This is a genomic window from Algoriphagus jejuensis, from assembly GCF_039523455.1.
GTDB lineage: Bacteria > Bacteroidota > Bacteroidia > Cytophagales > Cyclobacteriaceae > Algoriphagus > Algoriphagus jejuensis.
On sequence record NZ_BAAAFI010000043.1, the window covers coordinates 22,225 to 41,887 of the forward strand.

The window sequence follows — 19,663 nt, forward strand, 5'->3', positions numbered from 1 at the left end:
AGTCTGATTTTAGATTTTCAATTAATTCAATGGTTTGTTGATTTATTTCAAAATAATATTTTAAAAAATTGAAAATTGGACATTCTTTCGAAATTTTTGATTGCAAATTTGTATAGAGGAAATTTGTATCAAAACCTAATTTGGCTATTTTTGATGAAGCTAAGTTCAAAATGCTCAACCCAAAGTAACATTTAGATTCGTAATCATTTATGGCAATAACCAAATCGCAGCAGAATTCCCCGGAAGAACCTTTAGTTAACAATGAGGAAATCCTGAATGACTTCAAAGTGGCGGTGACCAGTCGGCATGCTTCCTTAATGGGAAGAAAAGAGGTGTTCATGGGTAAGGCCAAATTTGGGATTTTTGGTGACGGAAAGGAGCTCGCGCAGATTGCAATGGCCAAGGCTTTTCAGATTGGCGATTTTAGATCCGGATATTACCGAGATCAGACTTTTATGATGGCACTTGGCGAGTTGACAGTGCAGCAATATTTTTCGCAATTGTACGCTCATGCCGATGTGGACGCCGAGCCGGCAAGTGCGGGTCGATTGATGAACGGACATTTTGCCACACGTTCACTTAAATCCGATGGCTCGTGGAAGGATCTTACCAAACTGCACAACTCAGCTGCTGACATTTCTCCGACAGCCGCCCAAATGCCCAAACTTTTGGGTTTGGCTTATGCCTCTAAGCTTTTCCGCGAAAATAAAGGACTCAAGGTTTTTTCTCAGTTTTCTAACAATGGGAATGAAGTAGCTTGGGGAACAATCGGAAATGCGTCGACCTCCGAAGGGATGTTTTTCGAATCCATCAATGCAGCGGGTGTCATGCAGGTGCCGATGGTAATTTCGATTTGGGACGATGGCTATGGAATCTCTGTTTCCAATGAATTTCATACGACCAAGGGTAGTATTTCGGAAGTTTTGATGGGGTTTCAGCGCACCGAGACCGAAAAGGGAATAGAAATCCTGCGGGTAAAAGGGTGGGACTACGAAGGGCTAGTGCAGGCCTTTAAGTATGCCGGAGAAGTGGCACGTACGAATCATATTCCAGTCTTGATCCATGTGGAGGAAATGACTCAGCCACAGGGGCATTCCACCTCCGGCTCACACGAACGGTATAAGTCTACTGAGCGTCTTCAATGGGAGAAAGATTGGGATTGCATCAGCAAATTCAGAGACTATATCATCTCCTCCGGCATCGCTAAGGATGAGGTTTTGGATCAAATTGAAAGTGAAGCGAAAGCACACGTCAAGGCTCAGAAAGAGGCTGCTTGGAGTAGATTCGCAGGAGAAATAAAAGCCGAAATACAGGAAGTCATCGGATTGCTCAAGTCCACCGCAGATAAGAGTACCCGCAAAGTGGTTCTACTACAACTTGCCGACGATCTTTCCAAGACCATCAATCCGGTACGAAAGGATGCGATTACCGCCGTGAGAAAAGCGTTGCTTGCCCTAAGATTTGACACGGAGAGTGTGAAGAGCCCACTCAATACTTGGTACAAGGCTCAGGAACCGAAGAATTTTGATCGGTATAACAGCCACCTATATAGTCATTCGGAATGGGCAGTTGGGAAAGTAAAAGAAGTTCCGGCAACCTACGACGAGAAGTCTCAACTGGTAGACGGGAGAGAGATTCTTCAGGCATTTTTTGATCACACCCTGGAAAATGATCCACGCTTCTTTGCTTTTGGTGAGGATGTAGGGAAGATAGGCGACGTGAATCAGGCTTTTGCCGGACTTCAGTCAAAGTATGGAGTTCACCGAGTTTCGGATACTGGAATCAGAGAGTGTACGATCATCGGTCAAGGTATCGGCACCGCGCTGAGAGGTTTGCGACCAGTGGCCGAAATCCAGTATCTAGACTACATGCTCTATGGATTGCAGATGCTGTCAGATGACCTCGCATCGCTGCTGTACCGAACCAAAGGCGGGCAAAAAGCGCCCTTGATCGTCCGGACAAGAGGGCATAGACTCGAAGGGGTATGGCACTCAGGTTCGCCCATGGGGATGATTCTATCCTCACTGAGAGGGATGATCGTCTGCGTACCTCGAGACATGACTCAAGCGGCGGGAATGTACAAAACCCTGCTGGATTCGGATGAGCCGGCGATCATGGTCGAATGTCTGAACGGATACCGACTGAAAGAAAGAATGCCTACCAACATCGGGAAATATACGGTGAAGCTGGGGAAACCTGAAGTCCTGCGAGAGGGAAGCGACCTAACCATCGTGACCTACGGGAGTATGTGCAGGATCGTGATGGATTCTGTCGAGGAATTGGCCGAAATGGGCATCTCCGTCGAAGTGATTGACGTACAGACTTTGTTGCCATTTGATACCCATGGTGTGATTGGCAAGTCGATTCAGAAGACCGGTCGGGTGATTTTCGCCGATGAAGATGTGCCGGGTGGTGCATCTGCCTATATGCTTCAGCAAGTGATCGACGAGCAGCGAATCTTCCAGTATTTGGATTCTGAGCCCCAGACGCTTTCTGCCAAGGCGCATCGTCCAGCCTATTCGTCTGATGGGGATTATTTTTCCAAACCAAGTATTGATGATGTGATCGAAAAAGCCTACCGCATGATGCACGAAGCCAATCCTAAAAGGTTTCCTGCGATTTAAACCGATTTGAATATTTCGAGCTAAACTACAAAGTCCCCCGAATCTTCGGGGGACTTTGTAGTTTCTAATTCCTGCTGATCTGCCTGAGGGTGACTTCCGGGCTGGAGACTTGGTTGCTTCGGTTTAGCGCTCGGTCCTGGATTTCTAAGTCGATTCGGAGCGTGTCGTTCCTGAAGATCGATTCCCAGCCGGAGGAAAGCATTCGATACTTGATGTTTCCTTCGACAGATTGACCTTCTTCGCTCGTAAGAATTCTAGGAAATCGACCGTTGAAGGTCGTGTAGAATGGTGGGTCTTGCCATTTGAATTCGGTAAACTGGCCGTTTCTTTTGACATAGAATCGAACGAAAATATTGTATTGATCCTCATTCTGCTCGACCCAGAAGGTATCCTTTATCACCATATTGTTGATTATCGGATCTACGACCCAGTCTATAGGATTGTAGTCTGGGGCTTCTGGTGGTCGGTTAGAATAGGTGATCAAATTGCCCGAGGCGTCTCTCTTATAGAAAAGCGGGTTGTAGGGAGGCTGTATGTCGGTGGGTGAGAGACCCAGATCTCCCTCTGCATCTCTGAAGTTGACACTGACGATCAGGGAGTCTTGTGCAGAGGTTTGCACATATTCTATAGTTGAAAACTCGATTTCAGGAACGCTCGGAAAGTTATCTGGCGGGCTGATGCAGGATGCCCAACCAAGGGCTGTCACCAACATTAATCCTGAATAGTTTTTGAATCGCATCGGCTGAAGGTAAATTTACTCCCGAAAATAACGTTAGTTTTTCTCAGTAAAAACGCAAAATATAAAACGATGCAAGATTTTAAAAGTTTTTCGGAAAGGTTGACCAATATGGACGCCTGGGACTTCGAAGATCTTGCTTTGGAACTGTTTCGGTTTCAAATTTCTGAAAATGAGGTTTATAAGTCCTACGTAGCTGCGAGAAAGATTGAGGTAAGTCAAGTGAAAACTCTTGAATCCATCCCTTTTTTGCCCATTCGATTTTTTAAAGACTTTCCTGTGGTCTGTGGTCAAGAGGCTGATTTCGACTCTTTTTATTCCAGCAGCGGCACGACCGGCGTGATCACCAGCAAGCATTATGTCTGGTCAGAAACCTGGTATTTGCGCCACGCGCAAGAGATTTTCGAGAAGAAATATGGTGCGCTGGACAATTATCATGTATTGGCTTTGTTGCCGGCTTACCTGGAAAGACCGGGAAGCAGCTTGGTGTCCATGGCGAAGCGTTTTATAAAGGTTTCCAAATCAGCGCATTCCGGTTTTTATTTATACAATCAGGATGAGCTCTTGGAGAAAATGACTTCTCTGGGAAATGACGGGCGAAAAGTTTTGTTGCTTGGAGTGACTTTCGCGCTTTTGGATTTGGCTGAATCAGGAAAAGATTTCGCACCCATGGAAAATCTGATCGTGATGGAAACGGGTGGGATGAAGGGGAGGAGAAAAGAAATGATCCGAGAAGAAGTGCACGATATTCTCAAAGCTTTTTTCGGCGTGGAATCCATCCACTCCGAGTACGGGATGACCGAACTGATGTCTCAGGCCTATTCGAAAGGCGATGGAAAATATACCTTGCCCGCAACGATGCGCGTTATGCTACGAGATGTGAATGATCCGCTGAGCTGGTCGTCCAGATCCCAGGGAGGCATCAATGTCATCGATCTGGCCAACTTCCATTCCTGTGCCTTTATCGAAACCCAGGATTTGGGGAAATACGATGAAAATGGCCTTTTGGAGGTTTTGGGACGCTTCGACAACTCTGAAATCCGCGGCTGCAACTTAATGGTGCAGTAATTGCTATCTTAAGATTTAATAGACATATTTGAAAAGTATAAAAACTCAAGCATGAAAAGATTAGCCACAATTGCACTATTGGTAGGGATTTTAGCCTTGGGAGCTTGCGCTTCCAGCAAACCTTGCCCGGCTTATGCCAAAGCGCCAGCAGCGCAAAAAACCAATAGCTAAAAAATATGCTGACCGTTAGTAGTCAGCATATTTTTTTATGTCTTCCAGGCTGATTACCGACTCACCTAGGATTACCAGTCGTTCCACCACATTTCGCAATTCGCGGATATTTCCAGTCCAGGGAAATTCCTGGAGCTTTTGCAAAGCCTCCTTCGAGATTCCTTTTTTCACATCGCCATTTTCTTGCGAGATATCATCCAGAAATTTATCGACGAGTAGGGGAATGTCCTCTTTCCGATCTTTCAGTGCGGGAACCTGCACCAAGATCACACTCAGTCGGTGATACAAGTCCTCGCGGAAGCGGCCTCCCTCAATTTCTTTTTTTAGGTCCTTATTGGTAGCGGCAAGCACACGCACGTCTACTTTGATGTCTTTGTCACTTCCGACCCGGTTGATGAGGTTTTCCTGCAAAGCGCGGAGCACCTTAGATTGGGCAGAAAGGGACATGTCTCCGATTTCGTCCAGAAATAGCGTTCCTCCCTGAGCTTGCTCAAACTTCCCGTTGCGCTGCTTGTGAGCTGAAGTGAAAGCTCCTTTTTCATGGCCAAAAAGCTCGGACTCAATTAGTTCTGAAGGTATCGCTGCGCAGTTGACCGCGACAAATGGCTCGGATTGGCGGTTGCTCTTTTGGTGGATCCAGTGCGCTACCAACTCTTTGCCTGTTCCATTTGGTCCGGTGATCAGGACGCGGGCGTCGGTCGGTGCGACCTTTTCTATGGTGTCCTTCACCCGAGCGATAGCCGGAGACTCGCCCACCATGTCAAACTTCTTCGAGAGCTTCTTTTTGAGCACTTTGGTCTCGGTGACGAGTTGCTTTTTGTCCAGCGCATTACGGACGGTGAGCAGGAGTCGGTTGAGATCAGGCGGCTTGGGGATGAAGTCAAAAGCTCCCTTTTTGGTGGCTTCCACGGCCGTTTCGATGCTGCCGTGAGCGGAGATCATGATGAACTGCGGCGAGCGATCCATGGCTTTGGCATGTTCCAAAACCTCGATCCCGTCCATCTTGGGCATCTTGACGTCGCAGAGCACCAAGTCAAATTCCTCTTCATGTATCTTGGCCAGGCCTTCTTCGCCGTCTTGGGCCTCGCTGACTTCAAATTTTTCGTATTCTAAAATTTCCCGAAGGGAAGCGCGGATAAACCGCTCGTCGTCGATGATGAGAATCTTTGGCATAGCGTAAAGTAAAGAAAAAAGTGCAAGTCTATAAGCCGGGTTCTGTATCCTACTTTCGGAGAAAATAGGCTCTTGCCATTTATCTAGCCCCGACTTCGCAATCGGGGTCCATCGATCTACCCACCCCGGAATCCTGCCGAAGCAAGAATCGAACGAGCAGCTCTTTGCCCGGGGCCTATTTGACCTTTCAACCCATAAGGTTTGCCTAGCTCCCGATGTCACCACCGGGACGGTGGGCTCTTACCCCACCTTTTCACCCTTACCCCTCGACAGGCTCGGGGCAGGCCCTGAGAGCGAGTGGCGGTTTGTTTCTGTGGCCCTGTCTGTCTCCCTACCGTCACCAGTAAAGAGCCTTCCCGTTAGGAAGTATGGTGCTCTGTGTTGCCCGGACTTTCCTCTCCCCCAATCCCGATAGCTATCGCGACGGGGCAGCGGCAAGACGACTCGCACGGTACAAATTACGGCATTTTTTTGCGATAGGTTGGGAGTCTTGCAATAAAGAGCCCTGATGGGTTATGGGTTTTCCGGAAAGCCTTGAGGTTCAGCCCTCTTATTAAGCAGGATTTTCATCCAAAAAAATAATAGCGGTTACTGGCGTAAAACACCCAAAAATTCGATAATTAGTCGGTTTATGGCCGTTTTTGTCACATTTGAAAACCCTCTATCGGAAAAATAATGACGCCAAACCGAATAAACTCCACCGATTAAACCCATTTTACCGCAATTGTAATATTCAAGAGGAATTGATCTGAGAATAGGATTACTTTAGTGCAAACAGAATATAAACTAACCATCAAACAAACCAGTCTTTGAAATCGAGCATGGCTGAAATCACTCCTTAGGATGAAATAGCTGATGCGAAATTCCAATTGACCGACGAAAATCAAATTAATTACAAATGAAAAGAAGAGATTTTATCCACCTGTCCGGCTTGGGACTTGGAGCCCTGATGACTCCCGGAGTCATGGCGATGGGCAATCCCATCTCAGCAGAGCGACTGATTGAGCCGGGGATAGACGTGGCCGCCAAAAAACTCCTTGCCGACACTGCGCTAAATGCGGCTAAAAGCAAAGGAGCCACCTACACAGACGTCCGCATCGGCCGCTACTTGTCCCAAAACATCTTTACCCGTGAGAAAAACGTCCAAAACGTCTCCAATCAAGAGACATTTGGCGTGGGTATCCGCGTGATCGCCAATGGCACCTGGGGCTTTTCGGCCACTTCCGACGTGACTCCTGACGGAATCAAAAAATGCGCAGAGACTGCCGTAGCCATCGCCAAGGCAAACTCCAAACTGCAAAAAGAGCCTGTCGTATTGGCTCCGGAAAAAGGCCATGGTGACGTCACCTGGAACACTCCGATCAAGAAAAATGCGATGGCCGTGCCGGTGAAGGAAAAAATCGACCTTATGCTCGCCGCCAACAATGCCGCGCTTGACAACGGCGCCGCATTCGTCAACTCTGCGATGTTTATGATCAACGAGCAGAAGTATTTCGCTTCCACCGACGGCTCCTACATCGACCAGGACGTTCACCGCTTATGGCCAAACCTCACTGTCACTGCGGTAGACAAAGCTTCTGGGGGATTCCGGTCCAGACAGGGGCTAAGCACTCCGATGGGCATGGGCTATGAATACATGGATGGCACGGCTTCGGAAAAGATCCCAAATGCCGCAGGTTTCAATAGTTACAGGTATTCCTATGACATGGTCGAAGATGCCATCACAGCAGCCAAGCAGGCAAAAGAGAAAATTACGGCCAAATCCGTCACGCCAGGCAAGTATGACCTCGTGTTGGATCCTGACCACTTGGGCTTAACTATTCACGAATCTGTGGGGCACCCCTTGGAGTTGGATAGAGTATTGGGTTACGAAGCCAATTACGCGGGTACCAGCTTCGCCACCTTGGACAAGTGGAAGTCCGGCGACTTCAAATACGGTTCGGATATCGTCAACATTGTGGCGGATAAGACTCAGCCATATTCTTTGGGCAACATGGGATATGACGACGAAGGCGTGAAGTGTAAAGAGTGGGATTTGATCAAGGATGGTATTTTGGTAAACTATCAGGCGATCAGAGACCAAGTAGCGATCTTGGGTGAAAACGAATCCCACGGCTGTTCATTCGCCGACAACTGGAGCTCTGTACAGTTCCAGCGTATGGCCAACGTTTCCCTGATGCCTGGCAAGGAGAAGATGAATCCGATGGACATGATCAAGGATATCGAAAAAGGTATCTACATCCTGGGAAGAGGGTCTTTCTCCATTGATCAGCAGCGCTACAACTTCCAGTTTGGAGGTACGGTATTCTTCGAAATCAAGGATGGAAAGATCGCAGGAATGCTGGAAGATGTCGCCTACCAATCCAATACGCAAGAGTTTTGGAATTCCTGCTCCGCGATTTGCGACCAAGACGACTACCGATTCATGGGAACTTTCTTTGACGGAAAAGGCCAACCATCCCAGTCCTCTGCGGTATCCCATGGAAGCTCGACTACGCGCTTCGATGGTGTGAATGTCATCAACACTGCAAGAAGTATTTAACCCCAACACGAGCATTATGGCTATTTTGACTAAAGAAGAAGCAAAGAAATATATAGATAAGGCATTGTCTTTTGCCAAAGCAGATGAGACTGCAGTTTCGATTTCCGGTGGAAGAACAGGTAATATCCGCTATGCGCGAAATACCGTCAGCACCAGTGGTGAATCGAACGAAATCCAACTGAATGTCACTTCGGTTTTTGGAAAAAGAATCGGCTCATCCTCTATCAACGAGTTGGATGACGCCTCCCTGAAGAAGGCGGTAGAGCGATCTGAGGAGATCGCCCAGTTGGCACCGGAGAATCCGGAATACATGCCAATGTTGGGACCTCAGCCTGAACTGGAGGCTGCAACCTTCAGCCCGGCAACCGATAAGATCGATCCTGATTACCGTGCGCAGTTGGCCATCGACTCGATCGAGCCTTGCAATGCAGCCGGATTGGTCGCTGCCGGTTACCTGGAGGATTTCTCTGGTTTTGTGGCCAGAGGCAACAGCAAAGGACAATTCAACTACAACACCAGCACTTCTGTTGACTTTTCGGTCACGGTTAGAACAGAAGATGGAACCGGCTCTGGCTATGCCATCCGCGATTTCAACGATGTGAGTTTGCTCAATTCCAAAGATGTCACCACAGTGGCGATGCAAAAAGCGCAGGCCTCAAAAGGTGCTCAGGCGATCGAACCGGGCAAATACACCGTGATCCTGGAGCCAACGGCAGCAGGAGATCTCCTGAGACTGATGTTTGGCGGCTTAGATGCGCGAAATGCAGACGAAGGAAGAAGCTACATGAGCAAAAAAGGTGGGGGAACCCGTCTTGGCGAGAAGCTTTTCGACGAGCGTGTCACGATCATCTCCGACCCTGCCAATACTGAAATTCCGATGGCTCCATGGGATGGAGACGGTATGCCGAGACAGAAGACTGTCTGGGTGGAAAACGGTGTGGTGAAAAACCTTTCCTATTCCCGCTATTGGGCTGAGAAGAAAGGTGTTCCGCCTTTGTCCAGACCAGGAGGCGGAGGATTCGGCGGTGGCGGCGGATTTGGCGGCGGAGGATTTATCTTCTCCGGCGGAGATCAGTCGGTTGCCGACATGATCAAAAACACCGAAAGAGGTGTCCTCGTAACCCGTTTTTGGTACATCAGAGCGGTAGATCCACAGACCTTACTTTACACAGGTCTGACCAGAGACGGTACTTTCTACATCGAAGACGGCAAGATCAAATTCCCGCTGAAAAACTTCCGATTCAACGAGAGCCCGATCATCATGCTCAACAACATCGAAGCTTTGGGCAAGCCTCAGCGCGTGGGAGGAAGCATGATCCCACCAATGAAGATCAGAGACTTCACCTTCTCCAGCTTGTCAGACGCTGTATAATCAGTAGGCAGTAGCCAGTGGTCAGTTTGCAGTTTCTGCCGACTGATCACTGCTTGCTGACCACTGAAAACTGACCATTGGGTTCCGACTTCGAAAAATGGTATCAACGCTTAACCGGGGTGTCACCTTGAGTTCTCAAAATTCAAGAAATCACAAAAAGGAGATGACAAGGGTTTGTCTGTTGCGAACCATCGAAGTGTAATAAAAGGTTGGAGTTGCGGCGGCGCAACACCAAATACTATTCGGAGGGCGCGGTGGGAGGATTTGCCAGCGAGCCAGCGTTCGGCCTAGTGCGGTGGGAGCTTTGGCAAATCTTGATCTTTTGGTTCTTTTGGATCAAGCCAAAAGAACGAAGAAAAAAGGAAGCCTAACCAAACTCAGGTGCGTCTATTAATTGGTAAAAGTCGAATGATCATTCGTGAGAAAATCAGAATTAAAATCTGAGATTCGAATATTTTCAAAGATATCCTGTCATTGGTAGCGGCGTCGAAGGGCCTTTCCCATGATACAGAAATCAACTGGGCTTCGACTCCGCTCAGCCTGACAACACGGATCACTGCGACTGATCCCTGATTACTTCCAACTATTAAAAAATGCCCTTTTTCTTTACCCGTCTTAAATACAATTCCGGCAACTGGGATACGGATCAGCGCATGCCCTCCAATCTCCTGCACAGCTTGGTGGAGTACACGACCATCCCCGTGGACGAAAAGGAGCGGATCATCGAGTTGAGCAGTGAGGAAGTATTCAAAAGCCCCTTTTGCTACCTGAGCGGGCATAAGCTCGTGGAGTTTTCCCAGGAAGAAAGGCGGATATTCAAAACCTACGTGGAGCAGGGAGGTTTCGTCTTTGTAGACGACTGCAACCACGACATTGACGGACTTTTCGCTAAATCCTTTGAGGAAGAAATGGCCCGAACCTTTGGCGCAGACGCGCTGAACAAAATCCCAAATGACCACTGGATCTACCGCTGTTTCTTCGAATTCGAAGATGGCCCGCCTGCGACTTCCTTTGAGCTCAACGGCTGGGGAGACGATCTGATCCATGATTACCTAAAAGCCGTCGAAATCAACGGTCGTATCGGTGTGCTGTATAGCAACAAAGACTACGGCTGCGAATGGGACTACGACTTTCGCAACAAACGCTTCAACAAGATCGACAACACCCGCTTTGGGGTCAACATCGTGGTGTACGCCTTAACCTAGACCAAGCTTGGAAACTGAACTGAAGAAATACCAACAGCTGGTGGATAAGATTCCCCTGCTGAAAAAAGAAATTGCCAAAGTCATCGTCGGGCAGGAAGAAGTGCTCGATGAAGTGATCATCACACTCCTGGCGGGAGGTCACTGCCTGCTTGAGGGTGTGCCTGGTCTGGCCAAGACGCTGATGGTGAAGACCATCTCGGAAGTGATGGACATGAGTTTCAAGCGGATTCAGTTTACACCGGATCTGATGCCCGGGGATATCGTCGGCACAGAAGTGCTCGAGGAAGACCACAGCACGGGAAAAAAGTTTTTCCAGTTTACCCAAGGGCCAATCTTTGCCAATATGGTCTTGGCCGATGAGATCAACCGAACTCCGCCCAAGACGCAGGCAGCACTTTTGGAAGCCATGCAGGAAAAGATGGTGACCTATGGAGGAAAAAATTACAAGCTTCCCGATCCTTTCCTGATCATTGCTACGCAAAACCCGATTGAGCAAAGTGGAACTTATCCGCTTCCGGAAGCGCAACTGGACCGTTTTCTTCTCTACATCAAGCTGGGCTATCCCTCCGAGCAAGAGGAACTGGAAGTGTTGCAAAGAACTACAGGCACCTATCGAGGCCAGCCAGAGACGGTATTGAGCGGGGAGGAGATCAGGCAATTGCAGACCCTGACCCGAGAGGTTCATCTGGATTCTGCTTTGTTGGGCTACATCACTCGACTGATACGTGCCACCCGCTTGGAAAACACGACCGTGCCTGAAGTCAAAAACTACGTAGAATGGGGTGCAGGTACCCGTGCCGGGCAAGCCTTGGTCCTTTGTGCCAAAGCTCGCGCCATCGTAAAAGGCCGCTATTCGGTCATCCCTGAGGATATCGAGCATCTGATCTTTCCGGTGCTTCGCCATCGGATCTCCCTACATTTCCGCGCCGAAGCGGAGCAGTTGGATACCGATTTCATCATTTCCAAGATCCTAGCCCAGACACCGGTTCATGCCAAGTAATCTGGAGATCATCAAGCTCAACGACCTTCGCCTGTCTGCACGCCTCATTTCGGAGCAGTTGCGGCAGGGCATCCATTCGGGCATCCGGGTGGGAGTGGGGAGCGAGTTTGAGCAATACCGGCACTATCGTCCGGGTGATGATCTCAAGCGGATCGACTGGAAGTATTTTTCCCGATCTGGCAAGTACATGGTAAAGGAATCGACCACCGAAAGCAATCTCCACATCCGCATGATGTTGGATCTCTCCGGTTCGATGAACTATGCCGAAGCCGATTTTTCCAGGCTCGATTATGCCAAAAACCTTCTGGCTTCCTTGGCCTATCTCGCTTATTTACAGGGTGATTCTCTGAGTTACTACACCCTATCTGAGGGAAAGATTGAGCAGAAAGTGTCCCCGACACCAAAGAGTTTTCAGCGGATTCTCTATCTGTTGGAAACTGAAAAAGCCAACGGGTCGTGGCCCTTGGAGGAATTCCCGGAGGCTTTGACCCAAGGTCGAAACCGTGAATTGATCATCTGGGTTTCGGATTTTTTGCAAAAGGAAAACGAGTGGGAAAGCTTGGTGAAGGCTTTTCTCCACCCCCGCAAAGAGCTGATACTGATTCAGATCTTGGGTGAGCAGGAACTGAGTTTCAAGCTGGAGGGAAATTTTGTCTTCCGGGATTTGGAGTCGGGTCAGGAGTTCATTCAAGACGGCAAATCCGTGCAGGCTGAGTTTCGAAAGAAGTTCCAAACCTACCTGGATCAGCTGAGTGAGCGCCTGCTTTTGCCCAAAGTGCAGCTGCTTCGTGTGTCGATGCAAACTCCTCTTTCGGAGGTTGTGCGCAGTATTTTGAACCGCAAACAGCTGTCCTGATGGAGTGGATTCAACCGGCTTTTTTCTGGGCTTTGCTGGGGATTTCGGTTCCCTTGGCCATCCACTTCTGGAACGGTCGAAAGGGCAAAGTCATCGCCTGGGCAGCTACTGCCTGGCTCAATCCACAGGAATCCCAATCCAGCAAATCGTTTCGCCTAGATCAATGGCTACTTTTGCTGGTCAGAATCCTCCTTTGGATCCTGCTGGTCTTGTTGGCAGTTGGCTTGTGGTGGAAAAGCTCCGGACCATCCGATTCCCCAAAAATCGTGCATTTACTCGTGCCCAATTCCCAGGTAGAGTCGGAGTTCCGTTTTGAGCTGGAGCAGGCATTGGAACGGGGAGAGGATGTTTTTTGGTTGGCCGAAGACCTTCCGGACTATGAACTCGGAGAAAGTCCTGAGGTGGGCTTTCAGTCAGAGAACGTTCAGGAATATCTAAATCTCCTGCCTCAAACCCTTGATTCACTACACCTCTATTCTTCTGGAATGGAGGTGGAGATTCCTCAGGCGATGCTTTGGGTTCCGGTAAAGCCGGAAGTTCACCTTGCCACGCAGCTATCTCCGCCAGTTTTCTCCAAGAAAGTGATCAAGCTGGAGTCGGGTAGCTACCTAGGACTAAATGAAGCTGGCGCGCTCATTTCGATCCCAGTCGAAGCAGCTTTCTCCGCTGATCTTATCGCTTTTTCGGGTGCGATTCCGTTATATTTTTCCCTGAGTGATAGCGACAAAAAAGCCAATTTGCAGGCTGCTTTGACAGCTTTGACTACCGTGTATGGATTGACCTTTGAGGAAGTAAGCGGGCAAGACGCAAAAGTTGTCTTTGCCGATCAGGCTATGGAAGAGTCTGAGGATGGAAAACTCTATTTCTATACGCCAGCGACCGAAATTCCGAAATCGAAACTTCAGATCTCCTTGGGTAATTCCGTCACACTTCCTTGGGAAGAAGCAATTGATAAAGGGATCTTGCCTGAATTGATCCTGACACCGATGGTCGAATATCTTGGGATCTCTCCGAAGGAAGTGAGGATGAGCAAGCGTAATTTTGAGCAAAAGTTTGTGGAAATACCCAAAGCCAAGCAATCCGTCGCTGCCAATACCACGGAGCTATTTCTGGTGTTGATCGTACTCGTATTCGGACTGGAGCGGTTTTTAGCTTATCGAAACAATCTGTGAAGACGCTAAACCAACATATCAAATCCATTGAAACCCAGCTTCAGGTGAACGCCTGGGTCAAGGGTTTTTTGATTGCGCTCTCACTGGGATTACTGGCTTTTACTTTCGGTTTGGATAGATCGATTGTCACTATTTCAGGAGGGTTGCTGACTATGGGCTTTGCCTGGTATCTTGGCGCGATGCGTCCCAGAAGGGCCGAAGCGATCCAGATCCTTCACGACCAAGTGGGTGGCTTGGAGTTTAGCTTGGAGCTTTTGCAAAAGCAGCAGCCGAGCATAGCCGAGCGACTTCAGTTGGAGCGCATTGCTTCGCTGATGCCTCCAAAGATCCGGGTAATCCAGCAGGGGCTTTTGCCTTTTTTCATCGTCTTCCTCTTGACTTTCGGGATTTCCTTCTTGCCGGATTTGTTTTCGCGAAGCGCTGAAAAAAACACAAACGAGCTTGCTATCTCCCAAAATCCAGAAACAGTCTTGGCGGTAAATGCCCCGGTACTTTTGACCCGAAGCCAAGTTGAAATCAAGTCACCGAGCTATACTGGGATTGCTCCTAAAACACAGGATGAGCTGGATATCCAAGCGCTAAAAAGCTCGCAGATTACCTGGAATCTGGCTTTTCAAAACAGTGATGGACTGGAGGTTTTTCTTGTGAATTCTTCCGGAGAAAAGCTGGGGTTTTCTAATCAGGGAGCTGACTATCAGTTGAAAGAAGAGTTGGTCGGTTCAGGAATCTATTCCATTCAGGCGCTTCGGGGCGAAGAGCTGGTCTATGAATCGGACTTTTATACCCTCGAATCCATCGAAGATCAAAGTCCTCAGATCCTTCCGGAAGAGAAGGAAACTTACAAATTCTTTTTCCCCGGAAATGATCCCAAGCTTGCTCTCAAAGCACAGATCAGCGATGATTTCAAGGTCAACAAGGTAGAGATCGTGGCTACGCTGGTGAGGGGAAAAGGCGAGAATGTAAAGTTTCGCGAGACGCGGTTTGAGGTGGAGAAGGCTCCTTTTTCCTCCAAAAAGTCAAGCTTCACGCTGAATGTCAATTCCCTGGATTTCCAGCCCGGAGACGAACTCTACTACTATTGGACTGCGGTGGACAACAAGGCGCCAGAGGCCAATACGAGCCGCACAGACACTTATTTTATCAAGTATTTTGACGACTCGGAGGAGAGCAATGCTGTCTTGGAGGGAATGGCGATCCAGGTTTTGCCCGAATACTTCAGAAGTCAGCGACAGATCATCATCGATACGGAAAAGCTACTTGCCGAAAAGCAGAAGTTGGGCGAGCAGAAATTTAACTCCACCTCCAATGAGATCGGCTATGACCAGAAGCTCCTCCGCCTGCGGTACGGGCAATATCTGGGTGAAGAATTTGAGACAGCGGCGGTCGGAGTGGTGCTGGATGCCGAGGACGGAGACTTGCTGAGTGGCTATATGCACCTGCACGATCAGGAGGGAGAGCATGACCCGAATCCGACGGCGCCGAGGCCTCAGGAATCCGCTGGGCATGATGATCATGGGCATTCAGAATCTGAGGGCGGAACCGAGATGGAAAACCTGATGAGTGCATACATCCATGCGCACGATTCGGAGGAGATGAACACCTTCTACGAGCAGTCCACGCGTGGGGCTCTCAAGGCTGCCTTGGAGCAAATGTGGCAGGCGGAGCTTTACATGCGGCTTTTTGAACCAGAAAAATCGCTTCCCTATCAATACAAAGCGTTGGAATTGCTGAAGACCGTCCAGCAAAAATCGCGGGTGTACGTGAAGCGAACCAACTACGATCCGCCTCCGATCAAAGAGGACGAGAAGCGCCTCAGTGGAGAGTTGAAGGATCTGGACAAGGAAATCCGAAAGGAGCAGGCGGCGCTGGATCAGCAGATCGAACCTCTGGCCTCGGCTGTATTGGGCTTCTTGGCGAAAGATGAACTCGGTGCTGAGGAGCGCCAGACTGTGCGTGAATTGGGAAATCTATGGACCGAGAAGATGCAAAACTCCCAACTTGCCGATTGGAATCTGGTACTCTACCTCCAGCAGTTGGAGGCCGGAAAACTGGATGAAAAGGGCAAAAAGCAGCTGCGGGAAAAGCTCTATCCACTCGCCAAAAACTACAAAAATCCGGGTGCTTCCTACCTGTCGAATGAAGCCTTGAAATCCGCCTTCCGAAAGAACCTGCGATGATCTTCCATTACCAACCCCTCGTTTCTTGGCCGTTTTTCTTTGGGATCCTTGCGATCCTTTGGCTGATCGGCATGGCAAGCTTTTACTTCCAGTGGAAAAAACGCACCAAGGCGGGGCGAATAGTTTTGCGTATGCTGTTTTTCTTTGGATTCGTGACCTGTCTGAGTCTTTTGGTTTTGCGGCCGCAAAGAAAACTGGCGCCTCAGGAAAGGCAAATCCTTGTGTACGAAGACGGACTGGACAAAGCGACGGTGGACTTCTGGAAAGACACCCTGAAGACGAGAAGGACGGTGGCACTTTCCAAGTACAAACCGGGGATGGAAAAGGTCATCTTGCTGGGAGATAATTTTGACCGGGCGGCACTCTACCCTTTGAAGGATCTGGATTTTCAGTGGATCTTGCCAGAGAGACAGGGAGGGATTCGGGCCCTTTCCTGGAAAGGATTTCTTAGAAAAGGGGAGGTGCAGCGACTGGCTTTTGAGGTTTTTTCTGAGAAGGAAAAATCGACGCTGGCAGTGTCAGGAGCCAAGCATGACAGCACCAGCCTGAAGAAAGGTTGGAATACCGGTCTTTTGGAGTTTTATCCAAGTGGCTTGGGGCAGGCGGAATTTCCGTTGACTTTGGACAAGGATACCTTGGTGTCTGTCCGTTTTTTTATCGGTGCAGCCTCTCCCAAAAAGTATCACTTCCAGCTCGGTTTTCCGGGTGCGGAGACTCGGATGCTGGAGTCTTGGCTGAGGGAGAAAGGGGAGACTGTCTCCGAGGAAATCAAGCTTTCCCGAGAAACCGTCTTGCAAAGCGGTAATTCAGCTAACACGCTGCAAGTCCTCTTGGTGGATCCGGCGCAGTTGGGTCTGCGGTCCGTGCAGGATGCGGTGAAATCCGGCAATGCGGCCCTCATCGTAGTCAATGTCGCCCAGCCGGTAGAAACTGCTAAAAACCTCAACAGGCTTTTTGGGACGGATTTCCAAGTCGAGCAGTCAACGCAGAATGAAAGCCGGACGCTGAAAAATGTGATGGAAGCCTTGCCCTATTTTTTCGCAGAAAGAGCAGGGCAAAAACTGCTTCAGGAGCGATCCATCGCGATCCAATATGCCGGCAGCAGTCCTGTCGCAATGAGTCTGGTGAGCGCCAGCTATCCTTTGGCCTTGCAGGGAAAGACGGGTGAGTATGATCTGATTTGGGGAGAATTGTTTGGGCTTTTGGAGCCTGACGAAAGCCATGCTTGGCGAATGGAAGCGCCCTTGCTTACTGGTTTTTCAAAGGAACTCCAGCTAATGGCCGACAGCCTTCCGGAGCAATTGGCCTGGGAGGCCGATACCTTGACTTGGAGTAGAAGCCCTGTGAATCCCTATTTGGTATCAGGAAGTCTCCAGGTCGAAGACAGTACTTGGGTTCGCTTGGACTCGGGCTTCTCGGTTTTTGCTTATGGCAAAGATGATCTTCCTAGTCTGCAGGCCGCTGCTTTGATCCATGAAATCCAGCAAAGTGCCACCCAAAATCCTACGGGTGAATCAAAACTCGGTAATCCGATTTCCCCTTGGATATGGATGGTAGGCATGCTGCTGTTTTTGGGTTTGCTTTGGCTGGAGCCGAAGTTAAGCTAGGCGATGGTTTACCAAATCCAAGTTCCGACCGCACCTGGATTTAGTGCTGCCTCAAAAATTTTCTCCTTTTCCTGGATCTTGAAGCTTTTGGCTTCATCCGATTCGTTGAGGACGATCAATACTTTTTTGCGATCTGGTCTGACGAAGGCAACATTTGCAAGCCCGTCGAGCGGGTTGGAATCGACACGTACCGATCCCGGATCCACAAATTTGCTGGCATGTGCGATGATGTAGTAGGCGGGATTACGAGTCACCGAATCACCGTCGATAGTCACCGCACCTAGGCAGCGGTCACAGCCACCTCGGTCAGTAAATGGGGTGAGTTCGGGATTAGAAGTCAAGTTCCACTCCAAAACCGTCTTGGCCCAATTGCGGGAAGCACCGATGATCAGGTTTTTGACATGCCAGGGCATATCGCCTTCGAGACTGCCAGGTGCTCCAATCCATTGCTCGGTGAAATAGATGTTCTTGTCCGGAAATGCTTGATGAACCTCGGACAAAGCTTCAATTTCTCCACCGTAAAGATGGAAAGCCGAACCGTCTATAAAAGGATTGGCCAGAGTGTCCCTTAAAACAGCAATCGGATAATCGGGCCGATCAGCATTATGATCGTACACGACAATCTTGGTCTTGATGCCGTTTTCTTCAAAAGCCGGACCTAAGTGTAGACCGATAAATCGCGCTAGCTGCTCAGGAAGCATCAGTAGCGATGGATTATTTCCCGGATGAAGCGGCTCGTTTTGGATGGTGAGCGCATCGATTTCAATGCCCAATTCCTTCATCGCCTGGATGTAGTTGACCAGATAGCAGGCATAGGTGCCTTCATACTCTTCCAAAAGCGACCCACCGCGGGTGTCTTTGTTGTCCTTCATCCAGGCAGGAGGGGACCAAGGAGAGGCCATTAACTTGATGTTTGGGTTGATCTTCAGGATTTGCTTTAGGACCGGGATGACATCCAAGGTGTCTGGGCCCAGGGAAAATTGAGTTAGGTTTGGATCTGTGGCCAAAGAATCCTCCAGATCATTGTAGGAAAAAGGATATTCATTCAAGTCCGAGGCCGCAACAGATAGCCTCAGATAGGATATGCGGATGTCATTTTCTCCATTTCCGAAAAGCTCCTGGAGAATCTCTGCCCTCGCTTCCTTGCTCATTCCCAGCAGATGTTTGGCGCTTCCCTGACTTAGTGTAAAGCCAAAACCGTCCATTGACTGAAAGGTCGTCTCCGTATCTACCGTCAATTTGAGCTCACTTTGTGTGATTTCTTGTGGATCGATTTGCTTTTGAAACAAGATGCCTGGTTTAGGATCGGTAAGCCAAAGGTCAACTGGTTGTCTTTCTTTTGCGCAGCCAAAACAGGCTGCAAATAGTAGGAGAGGAAGGATTTTTTTCATTTTCGGGAAAAGAAAAAGCCTTGGAAAGGTTTCCAAGACTTCAAAATTGATTGAATTGCCGTCGGTATGCAAACGCGGCAAGCCCTAATTTCAACTTGAGCAAGATGCTGCTTTTAGAATCTTTCTTTTCTTGAGTACTAAGATTTCTCGATCTCCTTCTGTGGTGAAGGTATCTTGCGCAACATCCAAATTGCGGCTTTAATTGAAATCTTTAAAATTTTCACCCATAATTTGACAACAAAGCCTGCGATTGGAACTACTCCACCTATGGTGGTTATTAGTTCATTTTTGGTTGAGTTTTCGACAGGTCTATTTGTGTGATACTTTGATTCCAAACTTGAGGTTGTAGTATTCATGATCCAGTACTTTTTGGTTTGGCGACGAATATTTCAATTTTTAGTCCAAGATTTTCATGTAGGCTTATTCGGAATAATATTTCAATTTATTAGCAATTGAGATAGATTATTTTATTTAGAGTAGGTGTAGGTTCTTTTTAGCACGAGGGTGGCCTTTGTGCCAAATAGAGAAAATACACAGGATGGGAAATTAAAGCGGCACTCCACCGTAAA

The 19,663-nt window shown here is 48.7% G+C and carries 14 protein-coding genes and 1 other RNA gene; 10 read left to right on the forward strand and 5 right to left on the reverse strand.

Features of this window, described 5'->3' with window-relative positions:
* Window positions 1-209: 209 nt before the first annotated feature.
* Window positions 210-2,624: an alpha-ketoacid dehydrogenase subunit alpha/beta gene (locus tag ABD031_RS16980; RefSeq protein WP_343853655.1), complete on the forward strand. Its 2,415-nt coding sequence runs from the start codon at window positions 210-212 to the stop codon at window positions 2,622-2,624.
* Between the two features lie 64 nt (window positions 2,625-2,688).
* On the opposite strand, the gene ABD031_RS16985 is transcribed toward ABD031_RS16980, so the two are convergent.
* Entirely contained in the window at window positions 2,689-3,336 is a 648-nt protein-coding gene (locus ABD031_RS16985; protein ID WP_343853657.1) for a hypothetical protein, read from the reverse strand.
* 96 nt (window positions 3,337-3,432) lie between these two features.
* On the opposite strand from ABD031_RS16985, the gene ABD031_RS16990 reads away from it, so the two are divergent.
* A complete protein-coding gene (locus ABD031_RS16990; protein WP_343853659.1) occupies window positions 3,433-4,428 on the forward strand; it encodes an acyl-CoA synthetase family protein in 996 nt (331 codons plus the stop codon).
* A gap of 186 nt (window positions 4,429-4,614) precedes the next feature.
* Here ABD031_RS16990 and ABD031_RS16995 read toward each other — a convergent pair whose 3' ends face one another.
* Both ABD031_RS16995 and rnpB read right to left on the reverse strand, forming a co-directional pair.
* Window positions 4,615-5,772, reverse strand: coding sequence for a sigma-54-dependent transcriptional regulator (locus ABD031_RS16995; RefSeq protein WP_343853661.1), 1,158 nt, complete (start codon window positions 5,770-5,772; stop codon window positions 4,615-4,617).
* 15 nt (window positions 5,773-5,787) lie between these two features.
* Window positions 5,788-6,223: RNase P RNA component class A (rnpB, locus tag ABD031_RS17000), an RNA gene on the reverse strand.
* A gap of 447 nt (window positions 6,224-6,670) precedes the next feature.
* Between rnpB and ABD031_RS17005 the strand changes: the two genes are divergently transcribed.
* The 8 genes from ABD031_RS17005 (at window position 6,671) to ABD031_RS17040 (ending at window position 17,703) form a co-directional block, all read left to right on the forward strand.
* On the forward strand, window positions 6,671-8,314 hold the full coding sequence (locus ABD031_RS17005) for a TldD/PmbA family protein (protein ID WP_343853664.1): 1,644 nt from the start codon (window positions 6,671-6,673) through the stop codon (window positions 8,312-8,314).
* A gap of 16 nt (window positions 8,315-8,330) precedes the next feature.
* Window positions 8,331-9,686 (forward strand): TldD/PmbA family protein, encoded by a 1,356-nt coding sequence (locus tag ABD031_RS17010; protein WP_343853666.1) that lies wholly within the window; start codon window positions 8,331-8,333, stop codon window positions 9,684-9,686.
* A 593-nt stretch (window positions 9,687-10,279) separates the two neighbouring features.
* Window positions 10,280-10,891: a DUF4159 domain-containing protein gene (locus ABD031_RS17015; protein ID WP_343853668.1), complete on the forward strand. Its 612-nt coding sequence runs from the start codon at window positions 10,280-10,282 to the stop codon at window positions 10,889-10,891.
* 7 nt (window positions 10,892-10,898) lie between these two features.
* Complete coding sequence (locus tag ABD031_RS17020) at window positions 10,899-11,891, forward strand: AAA family ATPase (protein ID WP_343853670.1); 993 nt, start codon at window positions 10,899-10,901, stop codon at window positions 11,889-11,891.
* On the forward strand, window positions 11,881-12,747 hold the full coding sequence (locus ABD031_RS17025; RefSeq protein WP_343853672.1) for a DUF58 domain-containing protein: 867 nt from the start codon (window positions 11,881-11,883) through the stop codon (window positions 12,745-12,747). Before ABD031_RS17020 ends, ABD031_RS17025 begins: the two co-directional genes overlap by 11 nt.
* Entirely contained in the window at window positions 12,747-13,919 is a 1,173-nt protein-coding gene (locus tag ABD031_RS17030; protein WP_343853674.1) for a BatA domain-containing protein, read from the forward strand. Before ABD031_RS17025 ends, ABD031_RS17030 begins: the two co-directional genes overlap by 1 nt.
* Window positions 13,916-16,096 (forward strand): hypothetical protein, encoded by a 2,181-nt coding sequence (locus ABD031_RS17035; protein WP_343853676.1) that lies wholly within the window; start codon window positions 13,916-13,918, stop codon window positions 16,094-16,096. The genes ABD031_RS17030 and ABD031_RS17035 overlap by 4 nt, the downstream gene beginning before the upstream one ends.
* Complete coding sequence (locus tag ABD031_RS17040) at window positions 16,093-17,703, forward strand: hypothetical protein (RefSeq protein ID WP_343853678.1); 1,611 nt, start codon at window positions 16,093-16,095, stop codon at window positions 17,701-17,703. Before ABD031_RS17035 ends, ABD031_RS17040 begins: the two co-directional genes overlap by 4 nt.
* Before the next feature lie 8 nt (window positions 17,704-17,711).
* Here ABD031_RS17040 and ABD031_RS17045 read toward each other — a convergent pair whose 3' ends face one another.
* The gene (locus tag ABD031_RS17045; RefSeq protein ID WP_343853680.1) at window positions 17,712-18,992 is read right to left on the reverse strand and encodes a glycoside hydrolase family 30 protein; all 1,281 of its coding nucleotides are present in this window, start codon (window positions 18,990-18,992) and stop codon (window positions 17,712-17,714) included.
* 239 nt (window positions 18,993-19,231) lie between these two features.
* Window positions 19,232-19,450 carry a hypothetical protein gene (locus tag ABD031_RS17050; protein ID WP_343853682.1) on the reverse strand — a complete coding sequence of 73 codons (219 nt, stop codon included), beginning with the start codon at window positions 19,448-19,450 and terminating at the stop codon, window positions 19,232-19,234.
* Window positions 19,451-19,663: the final 213 nt, after the last annotated feature.

What these genes read in the sequence shown, in the direction of transcription:
- ABD031_RS16990 (WP_343853659.1), top strand. Translation starts at nt 3,433, where the DNA reads ATGCAAGATTTTAAAAGTTTTTCGGAAAGGTTGACCAATATGGACGCC.
- ABD031_RS17015 (WP_343853668.1), top strand. Translation starts at nt 10,280, where the DNA reads ATGCCCTTTTTCTTTACCCGTCTTAAATACAATTCCGGCAACTGGGAT.
- ABD031_RS17030 (WP_343853674.1), top strand. Translation starts at nt 12,747, where the DNA reads ATGGAGTGGATTCAACCGGCTTTTTTCTGGGCTTTGCTGGGGATTTCG.
- ABD031_RS17010 (WP_343853666.1), top strand. Translation starts at nt 8,331, where the DNA reads ATGGCTATTTTGACTAAAGAAGAAGCAAAGAAATATATAGATAAGGCA.
- ABD031_RS17050 (WP_343853682.1), bottom strand. Translation starts at nt 19,450, where the DNA reads ATGAATACTACAACCTCAAGTTTGGAATCAAAGTATCACACAAATAGA.
- ABD031_RS17040 (WP_343853678.1), top strand. Translation starts at nt 16,093, where the DNA reads ATGATCTTCCATTACCAACCCCTCGTTTCTTGGCCGTTTTTCTTTGGG.
- ABD031_RS16980 (WP_343853655.1), top strand. Translation starts at nt 210, where the DNA reads ATGGCAATAACCAAATCGCAGCAGAATTCCCCGGAAGAACCTTTAGTT.
- ABD031_RS17025 (WP_343853672.1), top strand. Translation starts at nt 11,881, where the DNA reads ATGCCAAGTAATCTGGAGATCATCAAGCTCAACGACCTTCGCCTGTCT.
- ABD031_RS17005 (WP_343853664.1), top strand. Translation starts at nt 6,671, where the DNA reads ATGAAAAGAAGAGATTTTATCCACCTGTCCGGCTTGGGACTTGGAGCC.
- ABD031_RS16995 (WP_343853661.1), bottom strand. Translation starts at nt 5,772, where the DNA reads ATGCCAAAGATTCTCATCATCGACGACGAGCGGTTTATCCGCGCTTCC.
- ABD031_RS16985 (WP_343853657.1), bottom strand. Translation starts at nt 3,336, where the DNA reads ATGTTGGTGACAGCCCTTGGTTGGGCATCCTGCATCAGCCCGCCAGAT.